Origin of the sequence: Micromonospora sp. NPDC051141, from assembly GCF_044455765.1 — a bacterium.
GTDB lineage: Bacteria > Actinomycetota > Actinomycetes > Mycobacteriales > Micromonosporaceae > Micromonospora.
In genome coordinates, this window is record NZ_JBITFD010000002.1 from 538,877 (window position 1) to 561,465 (window position 22,589).

At 73.7% G+C, this 22,589-nt stretch carries 21 protein-coding genes; 18 read left to right on the forward strand and 3 right to left on the reverse strand.

The features are described 5' to 3' along the window. Positions 1 to 45 precede the first annotated feature (45 nt). A complete protein-coding gene (locus ACIA6B_RS04825) occupies positions 46 to 1,083 on the forward strand; it encodes an aminotransferase class V-fold PLP-dependent enzyme (protein WP_396771015.1) in 1,038 nt (345 codons plus the stop codon). Between the two features lie 176 nt (positions 1,084 to 1,259). Continuing rightward, positions 1,260 to 2,336, forward strand: a complete 1,077-nt coding sequence (locus ACIA6B_RS04830; RefSeq protein WP_396771017.1) for an alcohol dehydrogenase catalytic domain-containing protein — start codon at positions 1,260 to 1,262, stop codon at positions 2,334 to 2,336. Here ACIA6B_RS04830 and ACIA6B_RS04835 read toward each other — a convergent pair. Then, positions 2,320 to 3,255 carry a TetR/AcrR family transcriptional regulator C-terminal domain-containing protein gene (locus ACIA6B_RS04835; RefSeq protein ID WP_396771019.1) on the reverse strand — a complete coding sequence of 312 codons (936 nt, stop codon included), beginning with the start codon at positions 3,253 to 3,255 and terminating at the stop codon, positions 2,320 to 2,322. The two genes, ACIA6B_RS04830 and ACIA6B_RS04835, sit on opposite strands and share 17 nt — an antisense overlap. Positions 3,256 to 3,400: 145 nt before the next feature. Between ACIA6B_RS04835 and ACIA6B_RS04840 the strand changes: the two genes are divergently transcribed. The 9 genes from ACIA6B_RS04840 (at position 3,401) to ACIA6B_RS04880 (ending at position 12,936) form a co-directional block, all read left to right on the forward strand. Continuing rightward, positions 3,401 to 4,600 carry an FAD-dependent monooxygenase gene (locus ACIA6B_RS04840; RefSeq protein WP_396771021.1) on the forward strand — a complete coding sequence of 400 codons (1,200 nt, stop codon included), beginning with the start codon at positions 3,401 to 3,403 and terminating at the stop codon, positions 4,598 to 4,600. 266 nt (positions 4,601 to 4,866) lie between these two features. Further along, complete coding sequence (locus ACIA6B_RS04845; protein ID WP_396771023.1) at positions 4,867 to 5,628, forward strand: ABC transporter ATP-binding protein; 762 nt, start codon at positions 4,867 to 4,869, stop codon at positions 5,626 to 5,628. Continuing rightward, the gene (locus ACIA6B_RS04850) at positions 5,615 to 6,307 is read left to right on the forward strand and encodes an ABC transporter ATP-binding protein (protein ID WP_396771025.1); all 693 of its coding nucleotides are present in this window, start codon (positions 5,615 to 5,617) and stop codon (positions 6,305 to 6,307) included. Before ACIA6B_RS04845 ends, ACIA6B_RS04850 begins: the two co-directional genes overlap by 14 nt. A gap of 45 nt (positions 6,308 to 6,352) precedes the next feature. Beyond that, on the forward strand, positions 6,353 to 7,609 hold the full coding sequence (locus tag ACIA6B_RS04855; RefSeq protein WP_396771027.1) for an ABC transporter substrate-binding protein: 1,257 nt from the start codon (positions 6,353 to 6,355) through the stop codon (positions 7,607 to 7,609). A gap of 1 nt (position 7,610) precedes the next feature. Further along, the gene (locus ACIA6B_RS04860) at positions 7,611 to 8,492 is read left to right on the forward strand and encodes a branched-chain amino acid ABC transporter permease (RefSeq protein ID WP_269692585.1); all 882 of its coding nucleotides are present in this window, start codon (positions 7,611 to 7,613) and stop codon (positions 8,490 to 8,492) included. Positions 8,493 to 8,545: 53 nt separating this feature from the next. After that, a complete protein-coding gene (locus tag ACIA6B_RS04865; protein ID WP_396771224.1) occupies positions 8,546 to 9,562 on the forward strand; it encodes a branched-chain amino acid ABC transporter permease in 1,017 nt (338 codons plus the stop codon). A 75-nt stretch (positions 9,563 to 9,637) separates the two neighbouring features. Further along, on the forward strand, positions 9,638 to 10,279 hold the full coding sequence (locus ACIA6B_RS04870; RefSeq protein ID WP_396771030.1) for a transcriptional regulator: 642 nt from the start codon (positions 9,638 to 9,640) through the stop codon (positions 10,277 to 10,279). A 471-nt stretch (positions 10,280 to 10,750) separates the two neighbouring features. After that, positions 10,751 to 12,316, forward strand: coding sequence for an MFS transporter (locus tag ACIA6B_RS04875; protein WP_396771032.1), 1,566 nt, complete (start codon positions 10,751 to 10,753; stop codon positions 12,314 to 12,316). 11 nt (positions 12,317 to 12,327) lie between these two features. Then, on the forward strand, positions 12,328 to 12,936 hold the full coding sequence (locus tag ACIA6B_RS04880; protein WP_396771034.1) for a TetR/AcrR family transcriptional regulator: 609 nt from the start codon (positions 12,328 to 12,330) through the stop codon (positions 12,934 to 12,936). A gap of 38 nt (positions 12,937 to 12,974) precedes the next feature. Here the strand turns inward: ACIA6B_RS04880 and ACIA6B_RS04885 are convergent, their stop codons facing one another. Together ACIA6B_RS04885 and ACIA6B_RS04890 are read right to left on the reverse strand one after the other, a co-directional pair. Then, complete coding sequence (locus tag ACIA6B_RS04885) at positions 12,975 to 14,894, reverse strand: helix-turn-helix domain-containing protein (RefSeq protein ID WP_396771036.1); 1,920 nt, start codon at positions 14,892 to 14,894, stop codon at positions 12,975 to 12,977. Between the two features lie 14 nt (positions 14,895 to 14,908). Next, positions 14,909 to 15,691, reverse strand: coding sequence for a 3-hydroxybutyrate dehydrogenase (locus ACIA6B_RS04890; protein WP_396771038.1), 783 nt, complete (start codon positions 15,689 to 15,691; stop codon positions 14,909 to 14,911). 184 nt (positions 15,692 to 15,875) lie between these two features. Between ACIA6B_RS04890 and ruvC the strand changes: the two genes are divergently transcribed. From ruvC to ACIA6B_RS04925, 7 genes are all read left to right on the forward strand, one after another. Beyond that, positions 15,876 to 16,406: a crossover junction endodeoxyribonuclease RuvC gene (gene ruvC, locus ACIA6B_RS04895; RefSeq protein WP_357300390.1), complete on the forward strand. Its 531-nt coding sequence runs from the start codon at positions 15,876 to 15,878 to the stop codon at positions 16,404 to 16,406. Beyond that, complete coding sequence (gene ruvA / locus ACIA6B_RS04900) at positions 16,403 to 17,005, forward strand: Holliday junction branch migration protein RuvA (RefSeq protein WP_396771040.1); 603 nt, start codon at positions 16,403 to 16,405, stop codon at positions 17,003 to 17,005. The genes ruvC and ruvA overlap by 4 nt, the downstream gene beginning before the upstream one ends. Before the next feature lie 34 nt (positions 17,006 to 17,039). Further along, entirely contained in the window at positions 17,040 to 18,104 is a 1,065-nt protein-coding gene (gene ruvB / locus ACIA6B_RS04905; protein ID WP_396771042.1) for a Holliday junction branch migration DNA helicase RuvB, read from the forward strand. A gap of 138 nt (positions 18,105 to 18,242) precedes the next feature. After that, on the forward strand, positions 18,243 to 18,587 hold the full coding sequence (gene yajC / locus ACIA6B_RS04910) for a preprotein translocase subunit YajC (RefSeq protein WP_107161256.1): 345 nt from the start codon (positions 18,243 to 18,245) through the stop codon (positions 18,585 to 18,587). A gap of 224 nt (positions 18,588 to 18,811) precedes the next feature. Further along, entirely contained in the window at positions 18,812 to 20,716 is a 1,905-nt protein-coding gene (secD, locus tag ACIA6B_RS04915; protein WP_396771045.1) for a protein translocase subunit SecD, read from the forward strand. 1 nt (position 20,717) lies between these two features. Further along, a complete protein-coding gene (gene secF, locus ACIA6B_RS04920; RefSeq protein WP_396771048.1) occupies positions 20,718 to 21,905 on the forward strand; it encodes a protein translocase subunit SecF in 1,188 nt (395 codons plus the stop codon). A gap of 97 nt (positions 21,906 to 22,002) precedes the next feature. Beyond that, positions 22,003 to 22,569: an adenine phosphoribosyltransferase gene (locus tag ACIA6B_RS04925; protein ID WP_107161313.1), complete on the forward strand. Its 567-nt coding sequence runs from the start codon at positions 22,003 to 22,005 to the stop codon at positions 22,567 to 22,569. Positions 22,570 to 22,589: the final 20 nt, after the last annotated feature.

The following is a 22,589-nucleotide window of genomic DNA, read 5'->3' on the forward strand; positions in this document are numbered from 1 at the left end:
GATTGGCGGTTTTGGGTGGGGGGTGGGGTGGTTAGCGTCGGTGGCATGGAGCTGGAGCAGGCACGGAAGTTGTGGCAACCGGAGCCGGGCTGGTTGAACACGGCGACCTACGGGTTGCCGCCGGATCCGGTGTGGACGGCGGTGCAGCAGGTGCTCGCCGAGTGGCGGAGCGGCCGGGTGTCGTTCGAGGTGTGGGACGAGTCGGTCGGGCGCTCCCGGGCCGCGTTCGCCCGGCTGGTCGGCGTGGACGCGGCCGACGTGAGCATCGGCGCGGCCGTCTCCCAGCTGGCGGCGCCGATCGCGGCGGCGCTGCCGCCGGGAGCCACGGTGGTGGTGCCCGAGGTCGAGTTCACCTCGATCCTGTTCCCCTGGTTGGTGCAGGAGGAGCGCGGCGTGCGGGTCCGCACCGTCCCGCTCGACGGCCTGGTCGACGCCATCGACGCCGACACCGACCTGGTGGCGTTCAGCCTGGTGCAGTCCGCCGACGGCACGGTCGCCCCGTACGACGAGATCGTCGCGGCGGCCCGGTCGCACGACGCGCTCGTGGTGGTCGACGCCACCCAGGCCTGCGGGTGGCTGCCGTTCGCGGCGGGCCGGGCGGACGCGGTGCTGGTGGGGGCGTACAAGTGGTTGATGGCGCCGCGTGGTGCGGCCTTCGCCTACCTGGCGCCGGCGTTGCGCGAGCGGATGCGGGCCGACGCCGCCGGTTGGTACGCCGGCCGCGACCCGAGCGCCTCGTTCTACGGCCTGCCGCTGCGGCTGGCCGACGACGCCCGCCGGTTCGACATCTCCCCGTCCTGGCTCTGCTACGCCGGCGCGGCGCCGGTGCTGGAGCTGCTCACCGAACTCGACCCGGTGGCGGTGCGCGACCACGACGTGGCGCTGGCCAACCGGTTCCTGGCCGGGCTGGGCCGCCCGCCCGGCGACAGCGCGATCGTCACCGTCGAGGTGCCGGACGCGCAGGAGAGGCTGGCCCGGGCCGGGGTGCGGGCGGCGGTGCGGGCCGGCCGGGTGCGCGCCTCGTTCCACCTCTACACCACCGAGGCGGACGTCGACCTGGCCCTGGAGGCGCTGACGGGTTGAGCCCCGGCTCAGGCCAGGTGGCCACCGATCCTCGGGTAGCCGCCTCCCCGGGTCGGCGTCGGCTCCGAGCTGGTCGGGGGTAGCGTCGAGGACCCACCGTCGATCTCCGCCCCGAAGGACGCCATGGATCCCGTCGCCACACCGCCCGTCCCGCGCCCGCTGCCGGCGGTCCGGCGATGAGGGCGCTCGTGGTACGCGGCCGGGGCGCGACCCCGGCCGTCGAGGAGGTGCGCCTGCCCGCCCCGGGCCCGGGTGAGCTGCGGGTCCGGATCCGCGCCGCCGGCCTGTGCCACTCCGATCTGGCCATGGTGCAGGGCACGCTGACGCCGGGTTACCCGCTGGTGCTGGGGCACGAGGCGACCGGCGTGGTGGTCGAGATCGGGCCCGGCACCGTGTTGCCCGTGGGCACGCCGGTGGTGCTCAACTGGGCGCCCGCCTGCCGCGACTGCTGGCACTGCCGGCACGGCGAGCCCTGGCTCTGCGTCGCGAACGGCGCTGCCTCGGTGCCGCGCGGCGAGACCGCCGACGGGGAGCCGATGCAGGTCACGCTCGGGCTCGGCGCGCTCGCCGAGGAGGTGGTGGTGCCGGAACGGGCGGCCGTGCCGGTGCCGGCCGGGCTGCCACCGGCGCAGGCGGCGCTGCTGGGCTGCGCGGTGCTCACCGGCACCGGCGCGGTCCGCAACACCGCCCGGGTCGCCGCCGGCGAGTCGGTCGCGGTGATCGGGCTGGGCGGCGTCGGGCTGGCCGTGCTCACCGCCGCGCGCCGGGCCGGCGCGACGCCGATCCTCGCCGTCGACGTGGTGGCGGCCAAACGGGAGCTGGCCCTGGCCGCCGGCGCGACCGACTTCCTGCCCGCCGACGACGCGCTGAGCCGGGAGATCCGGGCCCGCACCGACGGGCGCGGGGTGGACCACGCGTTCGAGTGCGTCGGCCGGGCCGCCACCATCCGCGCCGCCTGGCGGGCGACCCGGCGCGGAGGCGCGGTCACCGTGGTCGGCATGGGCGGCCGGGACGACCTGCTCAGCCTCTCCGCGATGGAGATCTTCCACTCGGCGCGGACGCTGCGCTCCTCGGTCTACGGCTCGACCGACCCGGACCGGGAGGTGCCGGAGCTGGCTGCCGCGCTCGCCGCCGGTGACCTCGACCTGGCGCCGCTGGTCAGCGGCATGGTGTCGCTGGCCGAGGCGCCCGCCGCGCTGGACCGGCTGGCCCGGGGCGAGGGCGCCCGCTGGGTGGTCACGTTCCCGGAGTGAGCCCGCCGTCGACCAGGACCGCGACGCCGTCGAGCAGCCGCCGCAGGCCGAAGTCGAAGACGGTCTCCAGGTCCAGGTCGACGCCGCCGACGGTCAGCGCGTCCATGGTGGTCAGCCGGCCGCCGGCCATCAGCCGGTGGAACGTGTCCTGCTGCCGGTTTACCCACTCCTCGTCGGTGAGCCCGGTGTCCTGCACCGCCTGCGCGCCGGCCTCCAGGTTGACCGCGACGCCCTTCACGTACGCCATCAGCGTGATCGCCACGTGCCAGCGCGCGTGCCGGTCCAGGCCCAGGCCGGCGGTGGCCCGCAGCGCCCGGTCGGTGTGCGCCATGCCGTGCGGCAGCGGCTGCGGCCGGGCGATGGTGATGACGTGCGGCACCCAGCGGTGCCGTCGGTAGACCGCCCACTGCGCCCGGGCCAGCGCCTCCAGCCGGGCCCGCCAGCCGGCCGGCTCGACCGCCGGCAGCGGCGCCTCGGCCAGCGCCGCGTCGGCCATCGCCAGGACCAGCTCGTCCCGGCTGCGCACGTGCCGCTGCAGCGCCAGCGTGGCCACGCCCAGCTCGGCGGCGACCGACCGCAGCGAGACCGCGCCCAGCCCGCCGGCGTCGGCCAGCGCGACAGCGGTCCGCAGCACCCGGTCGCGGCTCAGCTCGGGTCGCGACCGCGCCGGCCGGGCCGGGCCGGTGGGCTCGGCCACGACCGTGCCGGCGCCGGGCCGGGTGCGCACCAGGCCGTCGTCGCGCAGGCGGGCCAGCACCCGGGTCGCGGTGGCGATGGCGATGCCGTGTTCGCGGGTGAGCTGCCGGGCCGAGGGCACCCGGTCGCCCGGTCGCAGCTCGCCCCGCTCGATCCGGTGCCGGATCTCGGTGGCGATCCGCTGGTACGGCGGCTGCGGTCGCGGTCCGCGCTGCGCTGGCATCCCGGCACCTCCGCGCCGAAGCGTACTAGTGCGGTGGGTGGCCCGGGGGGCCGTGCGCGGGCGGCGTACTAGGTCGCGGCGCGTCCCGCCGGCCGGGCGGACCTAGCGTCCGACCCGACCGACGGGTGCGAACAGGGGAGACCCGATGAACGAACCGACAGTGCTCATCTCCGGGGCCGGCGTGGCCGGCCCGGCGCTCGCCTTCTGGCTGGCCCGGCACGGCTGGGCGGTGACCGTGGTGGAACGCGCGCCGGGGCTGCGCCCCGGCGGGCAGGCGGTCGACGTGCGGGGGACCGCCCGGACCGTGCTCGACCGGATGGGACTGACCGACCTGGTCCGGGCCGTCGGCGTCCACGAACACGGCATGGCGTACGTGGACGCGCGGGGCTGGACCCGGGCCCGGCTGCCGGTGGCGGCGTTCGGCGGGGAGGGGATCGTCGCCGATCTGGAGATCCAGCGCGGTGACCTGGCCCGGCTGCTGTACGAGGCGACCCGCGACCACGTCGAGTACGTCTTCGACGACTCGATCGAGACGCTGGCGCAGGACGCCGACGGGGTGCGGCTCACCTTCGACCGTTCCGCCCCGCGCACCGTCGACCTGGTGGTCGGCGCGGACGGCTCGCACTCCCGCACCCGCGCGTTGGCGTTCGGCCCGGAGTCGGCGTACGTGCGGCCGCTCGGGGCGTACCTGGCGTACTTCTCCACCCCGTGTCCGGACGCCGACGGGTGGTTCCGGATGCACAACGCGCCCGGCGGTCGGGTGGTCGGCGTCCGGCCGACCCGGGACGGCCGCACCGCGGCGCTGTTCAGCTTCCGCTCCGACGCGCTCGACGTGGACCGGCGGGACCGGGCGGCCCAGCAACGGCTGCTGGCCGAGCGGTTCGCCGACGTGGGCTGGCGCGCGGCCGAGCTGCTGGCCGCCGCGCCCGCCGCCACCGACTTCTACTTCGACAGGTACGCCCAGGTGCGGATGGACTCGTGGCACGCGGGCCGGGTCGGGTTGCTCGGCGACGCGGCCTGGTGCCCGTCCCCGTTGACCGGGCAGGGCACCAGTCTCGCGCTGGTCGGCGCGTACCTGCTGGCCGGCGAGATGGCCGTCGCCGGGGGCGACCACCGGGCCGGTTACCGGCGGTTCGAGGAGCGGCTGCGGGCGCACGTGGCGAAGGGGCAGGAGATCCCGGGCGGTGGACTCGCCGGGTTCCTGCCGGCCGGCCGGGCCGCGATCCGGATGCGGGACGCGTCGATGCGGGTGCTGGCGTCCCGGCCGGTGCGCGGGCTCGCCACCCGGCTGTTCTTCAGCCACGCCGACGGGCTCGACCTGCCGGAGTACGCCGTCGGTCGGTGAACCCACCACCCGGTCACCGGGCCGGTCCGCTGCCCGGTCGCGGGAGCCGGCCCTCGGGCACGGTGCCGGGCCACATGTCGACGGCCGCCGATGGGATCGGAGCGCCCGGCGCCTGTGGAGGTCCGCCCCGTGCCGGGCGGGGGGAATGTGTGGTGCATCGACATGGTTCGACCCGTTCGACGCCCCGTAGGTTTCCTGCACGCGACGGCCCTGTGACCCCGGTCACCGATCCGGCCGTGGCGGACGGACCTGCGGAGGGTGAGGCGATGGCCGGGCAAGCGATCCTGTCGGCCCGTGGGCTGACCCGGGACTTCCGGGGTTTCCGGGCCGTCGATCGCGTCGACCTGGACGTGGCGTCGGGCACCGTGCACGCCCTGGTGGGTCCGAACGGCGCCGGCAAGACCACGCTGTTCAACCTGCTCACCGGCTTCCTGCCGCCCAGCGGCGGCCGGATCGAGCTGGACGGCCGGGACGTCACCGGGCTGCCCCCGGAGCGGGTGGCCCGGCTCGGCGTGGCCCGGTCGTTCCAGATCACCAGCCTCTTTCCGCAGCTCGGCGCACGCGAGCACGTCGAGTTGGCGCTCCAGTCGCCCAGCGGGCTGGGCTGGCGGTTCTGGCGCTCGGCGAAGCTGATGCGCCGCTACCGGGACCGGGCCGACGAACTGTTGGCCATGGTCGGTCTCGCCGACCTCGCCGAGGCCCCGGCCGAGGCGCTCGCGTACGGGCGCAAGCGGGCCCTGGAGCTGGCCATCGCGCTCGCCCTGGACCCGAAGGTGCTGCTGCTCGACGAGCCGACCGCCGGGATGGGCCTGGAGGACGTCGACCGCACCGTCGAGCTGATCGCCACCGTCCGCGCCGGCCGGACCGTGGTCATGGTCGAGCACAACATGAGCGTGGTGGGCCGTCTCGCCGACACGGTCACCGTCCTCCAGGCCGGCGCCGTGCTGGTCGAGGGGCCGTACGAGCAGGTCCGCGCCGACGAGCGGGTCATCACCGCCTACCTGGGAGCCAGCGATGCTGCGCATTGAGAACCTGTCTGCCTGGTACGGCGAGGCCCAGGTGCTGCGCGAGGTGAGCCTGGAGGTGGCCGCCGGCGAGGTGGTCACCCTGGTCGGACGCAACGGCGCTGGCAAGTCCACGCTGCTGCGGTCCGTGATGGGGCTGCACCCCGGCCAGCGCGGCACGGTGCACCTCGACGGGCGGGACATCTCCCGGCTGCCGGCGTACAAGCGGGCGCGGGCCGGGCTCGGCTGGGTCCCCGACGACCGGGGCGCGTACGCCACGCTCACGGTCACCGAGAACCTGACGCTGCCGCCCCGGGTCGGCCCCGACCCGTGGCCGCTGGCACGGGTGTACGAGGCGTTCCCCGCCCTGTACGCCCGGCGCGACTCGGCCGCGACCATGCTCTCCGGCGGTGAGCAGCAGATGCTCGCGCTGGCCCGGGTGCTGCGCATGGGCGCCCGGCTGCTGCTCTGCGACGAGCCCACCGAAGGGCTGTCGCCGCTGCTCGTGCAGCAGGTCGGGGACCTGCTGCGGGAGGCCAAGCGGCACGGCGTGACCGTGCTGCTGGTGGAACAGAACCTGCACTTCGCCACCGGCGTCGCCGACCGGCACTACCTGCTGGCCGAGGGGCGGATCGCGGAGGCGATGGCGAACACGGAGGTGCGCTCGCGGGAACGCGAGCTGCTGGCGTACCTCGGGATCTGACAAGTCGACGGCCGAACCCGCGCCTACCGCGCGGCGACGAAGGGGATGACCATGCGTAGGAGCGTGGGTGTGGCCGCCGCCTCGGCGGCGGCGCTGCTGGTGGCCGGCTGCGGCGGCGGTGGCCCGCAGTCCGGCGGCGACTCGAAGCTGACCGGCGACAAGATCGTGCTGGGCGTGCTCAACGACCAGTCGGGGGCCTACTCGGAGCTGTCCGGACGGAACTCGGTCAAGGCCGTGGAGATGGCCATCGCCGACTTCAAGGCCAAGCACGGCGACGACGCGGTCACGAAGAACATCAGCGTGGAGACCGCGGACCACCAGAACAAGCCGGACGTGGCCAACAGCAAGGCCCAGGAGATGGTCGACCGCAAGGGCGTCGACGCGATCCTGGACGTGCCGACCTCGTCGGCGGCGCTGAAGGTCGCCGACGTGGCCAAGGAGAAGAAGAAGCTCTACTTCAACATCGGCGCGGCGACCACGGACCTGACCGGCAAGAGCTGCAACAGGTACACGTTCCACTACGCGTACGACACCTACATGCTGGCGCACGGCACCGGCACGGTGACCACCGAGCAGGTCGGCAAGAACTGGTACATCCTCTACCCGAACTACGCGTTCGGACAGGACATGGAGAAGAGCTTCACGGCCGCCATCGGCGCGGCCGGCGGGCAGGTCGTGGGCAAGGACGGCGCGCCGTTCCCGAACACCAGCGGCGACTACTCGTCGTTCCTGCTCAAGGCGCCGACGCTGAACCCGAAGCCGCAGGTGCTCGGCACCATGCAGGCCGGCGCGGAACTGGTCAACGTGGTCAAGCAGTACAACGAGTTCAAGCTGCGGGAGAAGGGCGTCGGGCTGGCCGTCGGCCTGATGTTCATCACCGACATCCACTCGCTCACCCCGGCCGCGCTGGCCGGCACCACCTACACCGACGCCTGGTACTGGAACTTCGACAAGCAGAACCGGGAGTGGGCGGACCGGTTCCAGTCCGAGACCGGGACCCGGCCGTCGTTCGCGCACGCGGCCAACTACTCCGCCGCCATGCAGTACCTGGAGGCGGTGCAGGCCGCCGGTACCGACGACGCCGACGCCGTGGTCAAGGAGCTGGAGGGCAAGGAGATCAACGACCTGTTCCTGCGCAACGGCAAGATCCGCGCGGAGGACCACCGGGTCGTGCACGACGCCTACCTGGCGCAGGTCAAGCCGCAGGCCGAGGTCAAGGAACCGTGGGACTACGTGAAGATCCTCAAGACCATCCCGGCGGCCGAGGCGTTCCGCGCCCCGTCGGCCGACTGCAAGCTCTGACATGTCCGGCTTCCTGCAGAACACGTTCAACGGGCTGGTGGGCGGAGCGTTCTACGCCCTGCTCGCGCTCGGGCTCGCGGTCATCTTCGGCATGCTCCGGGTGGTGAACTTCGCCCACGGCGCGTTCTACATGCTCGGCGCGTTCGGGGCGTACGTGCTGCTGGCCGAGGCGGGCGTGCCGTTCTGGGCCGCGTTGGTGATCATGCCGCTGGCGTTGGGCCTGCTCGGCATGGTGCTGGAGCGGGCGGTGATCCACCGGCTCACCCGGCTCGACCCGCTCTACAACTTCCTGCTCACCTTCGGCCTGACGCTGATCCTGCAGGACCTGGTCAAGTCCCGGTACGGCGTGCAGTCCAGCCCGTACGCCACGCCCGCCGAGCTGAGCGGGACCGTCGACTTCGGGCTCTTCGACTTCCCGACGTACCGGGTGTTCATCCTCGGCTTCACCGTGCTGCTCTGCGTGGCGGTCTGGTGGGTGCTCGGGCGGACCCGGATCGGCATGGTGGTTCGGGCCGCCACCGAGCGGCCGGAGCTGACCCGGGCGTTCGGCATCGACGTGGGGAGGTGGGTCACCCCGGTGTTCGGCTTCGGCATCGCGCTCGCCGGGCTGGCCGGGGTGCTCGCCGCCCCGATGCGGGCGGTCAACCCGCTGATGGGCGCCGACCTGATCATCGTGGTCTTCGCGGTGGTGGTGATCGGCGGGCTCGGCTCGATCTTCGGCTCGGTCGCCGCCGGCTTCGGCATCGGCCTGATCCAGGCGTGGGGCGAGGCGTACCTGTCCGACTACCCGCTCGTGTCGCAGACCGTCGTGTTCGTGGTGATGGCCGCCGTGCTGCTGTGGCGTCCGGCCGGCCTGTTCGGCCGAGAGGAGGCTCCGGCATGAGTGAACGCACCGAGCGGAGCGAGGGCCGTGAGGGCATGCCCGGTCGGCAGGGCATGACCGGGGCGAGTGCGGTGGACACCCCCGTGCGGAAGCCGGCCCCGCGCTCCGGGCTGCTCGCCGTGGCGCGGGCGCCCGGCTGGGTCCGGTACGCGTTGCTGGCCGCCGGCCTGCTGGTGGCGCTCTGGCTGCCCAACGGGCTCTACCCGGCGGTCGCGGTGGACATCCTGTGCTGGGCGCTGTTCGCCGTCTCGGTGGACCTGCTGCTCGGCTTCACCGGGCTGATGTCGTTCGGGCACGCCGCGTTCTGGGGCACCTCGGCGTACGTCACCGGGCTGGTCGCGATCCACGCCGGCCTGCCGTTCCCGGCCGCGGTGCTGGCCGGCGCGCTGGCCGCGGCGCTGCTCGCGCTGCCGATCGGCTACCTGGCGGTGAAGCGCACCGGCATCTACTTCGCGATGGTCACGCTGGCGTTCGCGCAGATGGTCTACTACGTGGCCAACGAGTGGCGCTCGGTGACCCAGGGCGAGAACGGCCTCCAGGGCGTGCCGCGCGCGTTCTTCGACGCCGACCTCACCGACGACTACTACTTCTACTACGCGATCCTGCCGATCGTGCTGCTCGGGCTGCTCGCGGCGTGGCGGATCGTGCACTCGCCGTTCGGCCGGGTGCTGGTCGGCATCCGGGACAACCCGGCGCGGGCCCGCGCGCTGGGCTACCCGGTGCACCGTTACAAGCTGACCGCGTTCGTGCTCTCCGGGTTCCTCGCCGGGCTCGGCGGTGGGCTGTTCGCGGTCGGTCACCGGTTCGTCTCGCTGGACGTGCTGCACTGGACCACGTCCGGCAAGGCGGTCATCGTGGTGGTGCTCGGCGGCATCGGCACGCTGTGGGGCGGCGTGCTCGGCGCGGCGCTGGTGGTCCGGCTGGAGGACTGGTTGTCGTTCTCCGGGTTCGAGGCCATCGGGCTGGTCACCGGCGGCATCTTCGTGCTGGTCGTGCTGCTGTTCCGGCGGGGCGTCTGGGGCACTGTCGCGCACCTGGCCCGTCATCGGGGAGCCGCCCGGCGCGAATGAACCTCCCGGTGGCGCATCCGGATCGGGCCGCCCGGACGAACCCCCAGGTAGCAGAGCTACCCGGGGGTACGTCCGTTGCTGACCGAGAACATGCCGGCCGGGGCCGCCGAGTCGGCCCGTAAACGGCTCATCACCGCCGCCGAGGACCTGGACGACAACCGGGTCGCCGGGCTGGTGCTCGACCTCGCCGCCGAGGTCGGGGTCACGCCCTTCTGGGAGCAGGTCTGCCTGCCGCTGCTGGGCGCGCTGCGCGGGCACAGCGCCGCCGAGATCGCGGTCGAGCACGCCCTGTCCGAGGGCGTCCGGGTCGGGCTGGACGTGTTCCTCCGGGAACCGACCCGACCGCTGCCCGTCGAGGGGGTGCTGCTCGCCGGCGCCGAGCACGAGACGCACTGCCTGGGGCTGCACGCCCTGGCGGCGGCGCTGCGCGAGCGCGGTCGGGGCTGCCTGCATCTCGGCCCGGCCCTGCCCTGGTCCGCGCTGGCCAGCGCCGTGGCCCGGGTCCGGCCCCGGGTGGTGGTGGTCTGGTCGCAGACCCCGGTGACCGGTCGGGCGTACCGCCTGGTGCGGCTCCGGCGGGACGTCCCGGACGTCCGTCTGCTCGCTGCCGGGCCGGGCTGGATCGAGCCGTTCCCGCCCGGTCCCGCCGCTCCCCGCCGCCTGACGACCCTCGCCGAGGCCGCCACCGCCTGCCTGCAAGGCGGGGCCCCCGCTTAACGCCTCCGGTAGCGATGGGCGCCCCGCCTGGCGGGGCCCACCGGCCCGAGCTCCCGACGCCCCCGCCCTCGCCCTCGCGCCCGTCCTCGCGCCCCGCCCGCGTCCCCGCGCCCGCGTCCCCGCGCCCGCGCCCCCGTCCCCATCCCCGGGACCGCGACGCCCCGGGGCCGCCGCGCCCCGGGACCGGCCGCGCTCTGTTTCACGGAAATAGTGGCTAACGGGGCCCCGAAGGCCACTCCTTCCGTGAAACAGGCACGTGGGGCGAGCGTGGGGCATGGCGTGGCGCGCGGCGTGGGCGCGGCGTGTGGGGTGGTGGGGGCCGCGCACGGGGGATGGGGCCGCTGCGGCGTGACCTGGCACACATTCGATACGGACCTGTTCCGTATCGAAACTCGCTCACCTACGCTCGGCAGCGTTACGAGTCTGCCCCGTATCGTATTCGGACGCGGGCGAACCGGGGGGAGAACCCAGATGGAAGCGCACGAAAACACCGGACACCCGAGGAGGTGGGCGATCCTGGGCGTGCTGGTGATCAGCCTGCTCGTGGTCGTCCTCGACAACACCATCCTCAACGTCGCCCTGCGCACGCTCGCCGACCCGGTGCACGGCCTCGGCGCCAGCCAGGGCGACCTGGAGTGGGCGATCAACTCCTACACCCTCGTCTTCGCCGGCCTGCTCTTCACGTTCGGCGTGCTCGGCGACCGCTTCGGCCGCCGGCGCTTCCTGATCCTCGGGCTGGTGCTGTTCGGGCTGGCCTCGCTGCTCTCCGCGTACGCGCAGGACCCGGCGCAGCTCATCGGCGCGCGGGCCCTGATGGGCGTCGGCGGCGCCGCCATCATGCCGGTGACGCTCTCGATCATCTCCAACGTCTTCGACCCGCGCGAGCGCGCCCGCGCGATCGGCGTCTGGGCCGGCGCGGTCGGTCTCGCCGTGGCCATCGGCCCGGTGCTCGGCGGCGCCCTGCTGGAGCACTTCTGGTGGGGTTCGGTCTTCCTGATCAACGTGCCGGTGGTGGTGGTCGGCGTGGCGCTGGTGGCGATGCTGGTCCCCGAGTCCCGGGATCCCGCCCCCGGCCGGGTGGACGTGCTCGGCGTGCTGCTCTCCGTGGTCGGCCTGGTCGCCCTCACCTACGGCATCATCGACGGTGGCGAGCACGGCTTCGGCCGGCCGCAGGTCTGGGCCGCGATCGTCGGCGGGCTCGCGGTGCTCGCCTGGTTCGTCGCCCACGAGCTGCGCAGTGACCACCCGTCGCTGGACGTGCGGCTGTTCCGGGTGCCCCGGTTCGCCGCCCCGGTGGCGCTGGTCGGGCTGGTCTTCTTCGCCGCCATGGGCGTGATGTTCTTCGGCGCGTTCTACCTCCAGCTCGTGCGCGGCTACAGCCCGCTGGAGAGCGGCCTGCTCTTCCTGCCCTTCGCGGCCGCCCAGCTGATCTTCGCGCCGCGCAGCGCCGCGATGGTCCGTCGCTACGGCGGCCGGGCGGTCGCCGCGGTCGGGCTGCTGCTGACCACGATCGCGCTCGCCGCGTTCGTGTTCATCGACGCGGACACGCCCATCTGGATCTTCTCGGCGGTGGGCTTCGTGCAGGGCGCCGGAATGGCCAACATCATGCCGCCGGCCACCGAGTCGATCATGTCGGCGCTGCCCCGGGAGAAGGCCGGCGTGGGCTCGGCGGTCAGCAACACGGTCCGCCAGGTGGCCGGCGCGCTCGGCGTGGCGGTCCTCGGCTCGGTGCTCTCCGCGGTCTACCGCGACCAGGTCGGCCCCGCGGTGGCCGCGCTGCCCGCCCCGGTCCGCGACGCCGCCCGGGAGTCGGTCTCCGGCGCGTACGCGGTCGCTGACCGCCTCGGCCCGGCCGCACCGCGACTGATCGATGCCGCCAACGACTCCTTCGTCTCCGCGATGCACTGGGCCGCCGGCATCTCCGCGCTGGTGGCGGCGCTGGGCGTCGTGATCGTGGTGCGGTGGATGCCGGGGCGGTCGGTGGTCGCGCCCGCCGCCGCCCCGGCCACCGAGCCGGAGTTGGCCGGGACCGCGTAGGTTCGTGGACAATGTCTGACATGACGTCCACGACGGGTGCTCCGCGATCGCCGGGTCGACCGCGGAGCACCCGCGCCGACGAGGCGATCGTGGAGGCCACCCTCGACCTGCTCGCCGAGGGCAGCACGATCGAGGCGCTCTCCATCGAGGCGATCGCGGCCCGGGCCGGGGTCGGCAAGGCCACCATCTACCGCCGCTGGTCGGGCAAGGAGGCGCTGCTGCTGGACGCGCTGCGCCGGCTCAAGGGCGTCCCGCCACGCCCCGGCGGGCGTTCCGTCCGGGACGACCTGGTGCTGCTGGTCGGCGCCGTGGGCCAGCACACCGACCCCCGGGCCCGCAAGATCATGCCGTGCCTCGTGCCCGAGGTGAGCCGCAGCTCCGCCCACCGGCAGGCCTACGAGGCGATCATCGAGCCCCGGCGGCAGACCATGCGCGAGGTGCTGCGCCGCGGGAAGGACAGCGGTGAGCTGCGCGCCGACCTCGACATCGAGGTGGCCATGGCGCTGCTCACCGCGCCGATGCTCGCCCAGCGCATGCTGCACTGGCACCCCGAGCTGGACGAACACATCCTGCCCGAGCGGATCGTGGACGCCGTCCTGGACGGCCTGCGCGCCCGCTGACGCCCGACCGTGCCCGTCGGCGTGGGTGCGCGGCGACGTCAGGCGGCCGGGGTGCGCAGCCGGTGCAGGCGCAGCGCGAGCTGCACCTCCAGCGCCCGCTCCGGCTTCTGCCAGTCGGCGCCGAGCAACTGCCCGACCCGCTCCAGCCGCTGGGTCACGGTGTTGACGTGCACGTGCAGCTGCTCGGCCGCGCGGGCCAGGCTGCCACCCACCCCGAAGTACGCCTCCAACGTCCGCACCAGCGCGGTGCCCCGCCGGGCGTCGTAGTCGACCACCGGCCCCACCGTGGCGGTGAGGAACCGGGCCACGTCCCGGTCGCCCGCGTCGCCGACCGCCCCGAGCAGCAGCCCGACGAAGCCCAGCTCCGCGGTGCTCGCGCCCTGCCCGGCCCGGCCCAACGCGCCGAGCGCCGTCAGGCAGCGCTCCGCCTCGGCGAACGTCACCGCCAGCGACGCCGGACCGGTCGACGGCCCGCTCGCCCCGGCGGTCACCGGGCGGCCGGTCACCCGGGACAGGTCCCGGGCCACCGCGCGGGCCGCGCCGCCGGCGTCCCGGCCGGGCAGCATCAGCACCACCCGCCCGTCCCGCGCCGCGGCCAGCCCGCCCCGCGTCGAGGCGTACGTGGTGGCCCAGGAGAGCACCCGCTGCCGGGCCGAACCGGTCTCGGCGAACGCGTCGTCGCCGACCGCCACCAGCACGTGCGGGGCGTCCAGGTCCACCCCGATCCGGCGGGCCCGGCCGCGCAGCGCGTCGGCGTCCCGCAACGGGCGGGCGATCAGGTCGTCCAGCAGCTCGCCCCGGACCCGCCCCTCCGCCTCGGCCACCGTGCGGCGGAACAGCAGCAGCAACGCGGTCACCAGCGCGGCCCGCTCCAGGATGCGCTGGTCGGCGTCGACCAGCTCGTCGTCCGGGCGCAGCACCAGCGCGCCCAGGTTCTCCGCCCCGGCCACCACCGCGGCATACCAGAGCGGGCCCCGGCGTACGCTGCGCCCCTCGGTGCGGGACGCGGCGACCGCCTCCACGATGTCCGCCCGGTCCGGCTCGTCGATCTCGCCGACCCGGGCCAGCCGCCGCCCCTCGGCGTCCAATGCCAGCAGCGCCCCGCCGAGCACCTCGGTCACCGCAGCCGCCACGTCCTCCATCCCGCCGCCGCGTACCACCAGCGCGGTCATCCGGTCGTGCGCGGCGGCGGCCCGCTCCACCGAGCTGCTGTGCGCCCGGATCGTGCCGTTGGCCGCCGACAACTCCGCCAGCGCGGCCCGCGTCTCGGCCAGCAGCCGGGCGGTGTCGATCGCCACCGCGGCGTGCGCCCCCAGCGAGACCAGCAACGACACCTCCTCCCGGGCGAACGGGCGCGCCGAGCGGTTGGCCGCGTAGAGCACGCCGATCACGCTGGAGCCCAGCCGCAGCGGCACGCCCAGGATGGCCACCAGGCCCTCCTCGCCCACCCCGCCGTCGATCTCCCCGGTGTGCCGGAACCGCTCGTCCTCCTGGTAGTTCGAGGTGACGTACGGGGTGCCGGTCTGCGCCACCAGACCGCCCAGCCCGTCGCCCATCTCCAGCCGCAGCCGCTGGAACCGGGCCGAGATCGACCCGTCGGTGACCCGCATGTACGTGTCGCCGCGCTCGTCGTCGTTGAGCGTCATGTACGCCACGTCGGTGCCGAGCAGGATCCGGGCCCGGTGCACGATCGCGCGCAGCACGTCGTCCAGGTCCCGCAGGCCGGCCAGGTCGCTGGCGGTGTCGTACAGGCCGGACAGCTCGGTCTCCCGGCGTCGGCGGCGCTCCAGCAGCGCCCGCACCCGCAGCGCCACCACCTTCGCCTGCTCCAGCTCGGCCAGCCGGTCGGCGGGCAGGCCGGCGGCGCGCGCGGCGACCAGCGGACCCTCGAACTCGACCGCGGCGGCCTCACGGGCCAGCAGCTCCAGGAACTCCACCGGCGACGACATGACCGACATTGTGCGCGGCGCCACTAGTTGGCCGTCCAGCCCCCGTCGAGGGCGATCGAGGCGCCGGTGAGGAACGCCGCCGGCGGCGCACACAGGTACGCCACCAACTCCGCCACCTCCTCCGGCTCGATCAGCCGCTTGATCGCCGCCCGCGCCAGCATGATCTTCTCGACCACCTCGTCCTCGCCGATGCCGTGACTGGCCGCCTGGTCGGCGATCTGGCTCTCCACCAGCGCGGTCCGCACGTACGCCGGATTGATGCAGTTGGCCGTCACGCCGTGCGCGGCGCCCTCCAGCGCGACCACCTTGGACAGCCCTTCGAGGGCGTGCTTCGCCGAGACGTACGCCGCCTTGAACGGCGAGGCGCGCAGCCCGTGCACCGAGGAGATGTTGACGATCCGGCCCCAGCCGTTCGCGTACATCCGGGGCAGCGCCCGGCGGATCAGCAGGAACGGCGCCTCCACCATCACCCGCTGGATGTACTCGAACCGCTCGACCGGGAACTCCTGCACCGGCGCGACGTGTTGCAGGCCGGCGTTGTTCACCACGATGTCGGCGTCCACGTCGAGCCGGTCCACCGCCTGCGGGTCGGCCAGGTCGACGCCCTCGGCCCGGCCCCCGGCCTCGGCGGCGACCGCCTTGGCCGCCTCCACGTTACGGTCCAGCACGACGACCGAGGCGCCGGCCGCCGCCAGCCGCAGGGCGCAGGCCCGTCCGATGCCGCTGCCACCACCTGTCACCAGCGCGTTGCGACCGGAGAGGTCGACGTGTACGACGTGGGGGACCGCCACGGGTTCTGCCGTCATGGCGCAAGAAGTTACGAGGCGTGTGGCCCCGGGCACATGGGGCGGCGACACATACTCGACCGCTTCGGTGTGTGGTGCGTTCCGCCCCCGTCCGCCCCCGGCGTGTCCGCCCGTCCGCTGGTCGGACCCGACCAGTAGGGTGTGTCGAACACACGTACTGCTGACGGCTCGGGGAGGAGGCGGCGTGCGCGTGCTGGGCGTCGACCCGGGGCTGACCCGGTGCGGGGTCGGCGTGGTCGAGGGCTTTCCGGGGCGCGCCTGCACGCTTGTCGCCTACTACGTGGTCCACACCGATCCCGAGGACGACCTGCCGCTGCGCCTGCTGCACCTAGACCGGTCGCTCACCGACCTGGTCGCCGAGCACCGGCCGGACGCGGTCGCCGTGGAACGCGTGTTCAGCCAGCACAACGTGCGCACCGTGATGGGCACCGCCCAGGCGAGCGGCATCGCGGTGCTCGCCGGCGCGCGGGCCGGGCTGCCGGTGACGACCTACACCCCGAGCGAGGTGAAGGCGGCGGTGACCGGTTCCGGTCAGGCCGACAAGAAACAGATGACCACCATGGTCACCCGCCTGCTGCGGCTGGCCGAGCCGCCGAAACCGGCCGACGCCGCCGACGCGCTGGCGCTGGCCATCTGTCACGTCTGGCGGGGCGGCACCCGGTCCAAGCTGGCCGCAGCCGCCGACCAGGCCCGACGAGGAGGGGTGCGACGATGATCGCGAGTGTGCGCGGCACCGTGACCGCGACCGGTCCGGATCACGCGGTGGTGGAGGTGGGCGGCATCGGCCTGGCCGTGCAGTGCGCCCCCGGCACGCTCGCCGACCTGCGGGTCGGCCAGCCGGCCCGGCTGGCCACCAGCCTGGTGGTCCGGGAGGACTCGCTCACCCTCTACGGCTTCGCCGCCGACGACGCCAAGCAGCTGTTCGAGCTGCTCCAGACCGCCAGCGGGGTCGGCCCGCGGCTGGCGCAGGCGGTGCTCGCCGTGCACACCCCGGACGCGGTCCGCAAGGCCATCGCCAACGCCGACACCGCGGCGCTGACCCGGGTGCCGGGGATCGGCAAGAAGGGCGCCGAGCGGCTCGTGCTGGAGCTGCGCGACCGGATCGGCCCGGTGGCGATCGGCCCGGACGGCGCGGCCGGGGTGACCGCCGGCGCCTGGCCGGAGCAGGTGCGTCAGGCGCTTGTCGGGCTCGGCTGGTCGGCGGCCCAGGCCGAACAGGCGGTCGCCGCGGTCGCGGAGACCGTCGACGGTGCGACCCCGCCCGTGCCGGTCCTGCTCAAGCAGGCCATCCGCCTGCTGGGCCGCACCCGATGAGGCCGGTCGGCCGGCCGTCGGGGGGAGCGCGCGGATGAGCAACGACAACCTGGTCTCGGCGTACGTCAGCGACGCGGAGCTGGACGCGGAGGCAAGCGTCCGGCCGAAGCGGCTCGCCGAGTTCATCGCCCAGGACCGGGTCCGCGACCAGCTCGACCTGCTGTTGCAGGGCGCGATGCGGCGCGGTTCCCCGCCGGACCACATCCTGCTCTCCGGCCCGCCCGGCCTCGGGAAGACCAGCCTGGCCAACATCGTGGCGGCCGAGCTGGGCGCCGGTATCCGGGTGACGAGCGGTCCGGCGATCGAGCGGTCCGGTGACCTGGCCGCGATCCTGACCAGCCTCGCCGAGGGCGACGTGCTGTTCATCGACGAGATCCACCGGATCGCCAAGCCGGCCGAAGAGCTGCTCTACAGCGCCATGGAGGACTTCCGGGTCGACGTGGTGGTGGGCAAGGGGCCCGGCGCGACCGCCATCCCGCTGGACGTGGAGCCGTTCACGCTGGTCGGCGCCACCACCCGGTCGGGCCTGCTGACCGGTCCGATGCGCGACCGGTTCGGCTTCGTGGCGCACCTGGACTTCTACTCCCCGGCCGACCTCAAGACGCTGTTGCACCGGTCCGCCCGGATCCTCGGCGTGCCGATCACGCCGGAGGGCGCGGCGGAGATCGCCGGCCGGTCCCGGGGCACGCCGCGGATCGCCAACCGGCTGCTGCGCCGGGTCCGGGACTACGCCGAGGTCCGCGCCGACGGCGTGGTCACGGTGGAGACCGCCCGGTCCGCGCTGACCGTCTACGACGTGGACGCGCTCGGCCTGGACCGGCTCGACCGGGCGGTGCTCAAGGCGCTGGTGGACTCGTTCCGGGGTGGCCCGGTCGGGGTCTCCACCCTCGCGGTGGCGGTGGGGGAGCAGCCGGACACGGTCGAGGAGGTCTGCGAGCCGTTCCTGGTGCGGGCCGGGCTGTTGGCCCGGACGCCCCGGGGCCGGGTGGCGACCGAGGCTGCCTGGCGGCACCTGGGGCGCAACCCCCCGAATGGTACATTTGGCATGGAAGCCCCTCCGGGGCCCGATCTGTTCTCCACGCAGACCGATCGGCCGTGATCCTAACGTGATCTGTGCCGCATTCGGTCTTCTCAGGAGCAGGGACTAGACTTCGCCGCGGTCTGTACAGGACGTGAGAATCCGCCTCCGCTGCGGTGCCCCCCGGGGCCGGCGGGGGCCAACCGGAAGGTCGACACCGTGCTTTACGCAGCAGCGAGTGGCGGGGGAGCCGGCGGTCTGACGCCGATCCTCATGATCGCTCTGCTCTTCGTCGTCATGTACTTCATGATGATCCGTCCGCAGCAGAAGCGCCGCCGGGAGGCGGAGCAGATGCAGTCCGCTCTCGCCCCGGGCGACGAGGTGGTCACCATCGGCGGCCTGCACGGCACGGTCACCGTGGTCGAGGACGAGACGGTCCTGCTCGAGGTCGCCCCCGGCGTGCAGACCCGGTACGCGCGTCCCGCCGTGGCCCGGGTGGTCAAGCGGGCCGAGGCGCCCGAGGCCGAGACCATCAGCGAGGAAGCCGAGCCGGTCAAGGAGTGACCAGCCGCCCCGGACGGGGCAGCGGAACCACCCCCACAAGTGGATAGTTGGGTCGGCGTCCGTCGTCGGCACGCGGCCGGACCCGCGCGACGCCCCCGCGTCGTGCCCGGGTCTGCGTGCCGGTCGCCGGTGCCGGCCAGCCGGAGCAGTCGGGCGGACACCCCCGGCCCGACAGTTGTCGCCGCCGTGGAAGCGGCGCGACCGTACAGGGAGACAGGACAGCCGTGGCACCACCTCAGGGACAGATGCGCCCCGGACGGCAACTCGCCGTGCTCGGGTTCATCTTCGTCGTCCTCTATCTTTTGGTGTTCTTCTCGGGCGGCGCCAGCGGTGGCTGGAAGGACCGGCTGGAGCCCCGGCTCGGCCTGGACCTCATCGGCGGCACCCGGCTGACGCTCGAGGCCACCAACACGGTCGACGGCAAGCCGCCGACCTCCGAGAACCTCGAAGAGGCGCGCCAGATCATCGAGAGCCGGGTCAACGCCTACGGCGTGGCCGAGGCGGAGGTGGTCACCGAGGGCAACCGGAACATCGTCATCTCCCTGCCCGGCCAGAACCGTGACCTGACCGACGTGGGCAGCGCCGCCGAGCTGCGCTTCCGCAAGGTGCTCAAGGCCACCGACGGCAGCGGCGCAGCCGCCGCCCCGGCGCCGAGCCCCAGCGCCTCGGCGGCCCCGTCCGGCAGCGCCAAGCCCTCGGGCAGCGCGTCGCCGAAGCCGTCCGGCAGCGCGTCGCCGAAGCCGAGCGCGAGCGCCAAGGTCACCGCGTCGCCGAGCGCCGGCGGGCAGGGCGGCATGGCCCCCGCGCCGAGCGCCAGCGCGACGCCGTCGGCCCCGGCGAGCGCCGCGCCGAGCGCCAGCGCCGAGCCGGTGCCGCAGAGCATCGAGCAGCAGCGCAAGGCCGTCGAGCAGAAGGTGGGCCCGGCCGCCTGGGCCGCCGCCTCCGGGCTCCAGGCCCCGGCCGACCCGGCGCAGGCCGCCGCGTTCAAGCCGTTCGGCACGCTCTCCCCGCAGGAGATCGCGGTGCTCCCGGTCGAGATGCAGTTCAACGTGCCGACCATCACCTGTGCCCAGCTCGACAAGCGGCCGGCCGGCTCGATCAACGACCCGAAGCAGAAGGCGGTGGCCTGCGAGTCCGGCGCCAAGTACCTGCTCGACGTGGCCAAGGTGGAGGGCACCGACGTCAAGAACGCCTCCGCCCAGCTCGACCAGACCAGCGCCTGGGTGGTCAGCCTGAACTTCACCGGCGACGGCCAGGAGAAGTGGACCGCGCTGACCCGCGAGTCGTTCAACAACGAGGGCCAGGCCTGCGACCAGACCGCGCTCGGCCAGGACGGCAAGTGCCGGGTCGCCGTGGTGCTGGACAACGAGATCGTCTCGTCGCCGGAGATCCAGGGCGTGCTGACCGGCGACTCGCAGATCACCGGCAGCTTCGACAACAAGTCGGCGAACGCGCTGGCCAGCCAGCTCCGCTACGGCGCGCTGCCGGTCACGTTCGAGCCGCAGGAGAGCCAGAACGTCACCGCGACGCTTGGTGACAGCCACCTGCGGGCCGGCCTGCTGGCCGCCGGCATCGGCATGCTGCTGGTCATCATCTACTCGTTCTTCTACTACCGGCTGCTGGGCTCCGTCATCTTCCTCAGCCTGGTGCTCTCCGCGCTGCTGGTCTTCGGCGCGCTGGTGGTGCTGGGCCGGTCGATCGGGTTCACGCTCACGCTCGCCGGCATCGCCGGCATGATCGTCTCACTCGGTGTGGCGGCGGACTCGTTCGTCATCTACTTCGAACGACTCAAGGACGAGATCCGCGAGGGCCGCAGCCCGCGCAGCGCGGTGCCCCGTGCCTGGATCCGGGCCCGCCGGACGATCATCTCGGCGAACGCCATCACGCTGATGTCGGCAGTGGTGCTCTACATCGTGTCGGTCGGCGCGGTGAAGGGCTTCGCCTTCGCGCTCGGCCTGGCGACCGTGCTCGACCTGGTCGTCGTGTTCCTCTTCCGCCACCCGATCATGACGATGTTCGCCCGCACCCGGGCGTTCCTGTCCCCGCGGGTCAGCGGTCTGGGCCGGGCGCTGCCGGCCCGGTCGGCCGAGCCGGGCACCGCCCGCAACCCGCGCGTCAAGGAGGCCTGAGATGGCTAAGAGTGGTCTGGCCGCCCGGCTCTACCGGGGCGAGGCCGATCTCAACATCGTCGGCAAGCGCAAGCTGTGGTTCGGCGTGGCCGGCGCGTTGGTCCTGATCGCGGTGCTGAGCTTCGCGATCAACGGGTTCAAGCTCGGCATCGAGTTCGCCGGCGGCAACTCGTTCCAGGTGCCGGCCAGCGTCGGCACGCTCGACCGGGCCGAGACTGTCGTCGACGACGTGCTGGCCAAGGAGGCCCCCGGCGTCGAGGTGGTCACCGCGCAGAAGGTCGGCGGCACCGGCGGCGAGACCTACGAGATGCGCACCGGGCAGCTCACCCCGGAGCAGGCCAACGCGGCCAAGACCGCGATGGCGCAGGAGTTCGGCATCCAGGCCGACCAGATCAGCGGCAGCCAGGTCTCCGAGGCCTGGGGCAGTCAGGTCACCTCCCGCGCGTTCCTCGGCCTGCTGATCTTCCTCGCCGTGGTGTCGATCTACCTGGTGCTGCGCTTCGAGTGGCGGATGGCGGTCGCCGCGATCATCTCGCTGCTCACCAACCTGGTCCTCACCTCCGGCATCTACTCGCTCGTCGGCTTCGAGGTCACCCCGTCGACGATCATCGGCTTCCTCACCATCCTGGGCTTCGCGCTCTACGACGTGGTGGTGGTCTTCGACAAGGTGCAGGAGAACACGCGGGGCATCACCGCCAACAACAACCTCACCTACGGCGAGGCGTCGAACCTGGCGCTCAACCAGAGCCTCATGCGTTCGCTGAACACGTCGGTGGTCGCGCTGCTCCCGGTCGGCGGTCTGCTGTTCATCGGCGCCGGCCTGCTCGGCGCCGGCACCCTGAAGGACCTGGGCCTGGTGCTCTTCGTCGGTATGGCGGTGGCGTTCCTGACCTCGATCCTGCTGGCCACCCCGCTGCTGGTGCTGCTGAAGAACCAGGACCCGCGGATCAGCGCGCACAACAAGCGGGTGCACTCCCGCCGGGCGGCCATCGCCCGCGGCGAGGTCACGCCGAAGGGCGCCCCGCGTCCCGCGTCGACAGGTGACCAGCCGATCGAGGCGGACGCGGCGCTGGCCGGCGCCGCCCCCAAGGTCGGCTCCCGGCCGACCGGCAAGCGCCCCAGCGGCGCCCGGGGCGGTCGGCCCAGCGGCGGCGGGGGCAACCGGCCGGGCGGCGCGAAGCGCCGCTGACCGCAGGACCCGAGAAGATCGACCGGACGGCGTCCGTCATGCTGTTACCACGGCATGACGGACGCCGTCGTCGTTTCGAGAGGACATGGGACGCATCGTGACGGAGACGCACACCACCGGCGTACGGGGAGACAGCGGTCCCGAGGCTGCCCGGCTGGTCGCCAGCCGGCTGCTGGACGTGCCGGACTTCCCCAAGCCGGGGGTCATGTTCAAGGACCTGATGCCACTCTTCGCCGACGGCGTGGCGTTCCGTGAGGTGATCGACCGGATCATCGCGTACCACGGTCCGGAGTCCTTCGACGTGGTCGCCGGCATCGAGGCGCGCGGGTTCGTGCTGGCCGCCGCCGTCGCGTACGCCACCGGCGTCGGCGTGGTGCCGGTACGCAAGGCCGGCAAGCTGCCCCGCGCCACCCACTCCGCCTCGTACGCGCTGGAGTACGGCGAGGCGACGCTGGAGGTGCACCAGGACGCGTTCACCGCCGGCCACCGGGTGCTGGTGCTGGACGACGTGCTGGCCACCGGCGGCACCGCCGAGGCCACGCTCGACCTGGTGGAGCGGGCCGGCGGCACGGTCGCCGGCTTCACCGTCCTGCTGGAGCTGGGCTTCCTCCAGGGGCGGGAACGCCTCGCTCCGCGCCCGGTCCATGCCCTGCTGACCGTTTGACCCTGCTCGTCCCGCGCAGC

What these genes read in the sequence shown, in the direction of transcription:
- ACIA6B_RS04885 (WP_396771036.1), bottom strand. Translation starts at nt 14,894, where the DNA reads ATGTCGGTCATGTCGTCGCCGGTGGAGTTCCTGGAGCTGCTGGCCCGT.
- ACIA6B_RS04865 (WP_396771224.1), top strand. Translation starts at nt 8,546, where the DNA reads ATGACCGGGGCGAGTGCGGTGGACACCCCCGTGCGGAAGCCGGCCCCG.
- ACIA6B_RS04855 (WP_396771027.1), top strand. Translation starts at nt 6,353, where the DNA reads ATGACCATGCGTAGGAGCGTGGGTGTGGCCGCCGCCTCGGCGGCGGCG.
- ruvA (WP_396771040.1), top strand. Translation starts at nt 16,403, where the DNA reads ATGATCGCGAGTGTGCGCGGCACCGTGACCGCGACCGGTCCGGATCAC.
- secF (WP_396771048.1), top strand. Translation starts at nt 20,718, where the DNA reads ATGGCTAAGAGTGGTCTGGCCGCCCGGCTCTACCGGGGCGAGGCCGAT.
- ACIA6B_RS04850 (WP_396771025.1), top strand. Translation starts at nt 5,615, where the DNA reads ATGCTGCGCATTGAGAACCTGTCTGCCTGGTACGGCGAGGCCCAGGTG.
- ACIA6B_RS04840 (WP_396771021.1), top strand. Translation starts at nt 3,401, where the DNA reads ATGAACGAACCGACAGTGCTCATCTCCGGGGCCGGCGTGGCCGGCCCG.
- ruvB (WP_396771042.1), top strand. Translation starts at nt 17,040, where the DNA reads ATGAGCAACGACAACCTGGTCTCGGCGTACGTCAGCGACGCGGAGCTG.
- ACIA6B_RS04830 (WP_396771017.1), top strand. Translation starts at nt 1,260, where the DNA reads ATGAGGGCGCTCGTGGTACGCGGCCGGGGCGCGACCCCGGCCGTCGAG.
- ACIA6B_RS04880 (WP_396771034.1), top strand. Translation starts at nt 12,328, where the DNA reads ATGTCTGACATGACGTCCACGACGGGTGCTCCGCGATCGCCGGGTCGA.
- ACIA6B_RS04860 (WP_269692585.1), top strand. Translation starts at nt 7,611, where the DNA reads ATGTCCGGCTTCCTGCAGAACACGTTCAACGGGCTGGTGGGCGGAGCG.
- ACIA6B_RS04835 (WP_396771019.1), bottom strand. Translation starts at nt 3,255, where the DNA reads ATGCCAGCGCAGCGCGGACCGCGACCGCAGCCGCCGTACCAGCGGATC.
- ACIA6B_RS04825 (WP_396771015.1), top strand. Translation starts at nt 46, where the DNA reads ATGGAGCTGGAGCAGGCACGGAAGTTGTGGCAACCGGAGCCGGGCTGG.
- ACIA6B_RS04890 (WP_396771038.1), bottom strand. Translation starts at nt 15,691, where the DNA reads ATGACGGCAGAACCCGTGGCGGTCCCCCACGTCGTACACGTCGACCTC.
- ACIA6B_RS04845 (WP_396771023.1), top strand. Translation starts at nt 4,867, where the DNA reads ATGGCCGGGCAAGCGATCCTGTCGGCCCGTGGGCTGACCCGGGACTTC.
- ACIA6B_RS04875 (WP_396771032.1), top strand. Translation starts at nt 10,751, where the DNA reads ATGGAAGCGCACGAAAACACCGGACACCCGAGGAGGTGGGCGATCCTG.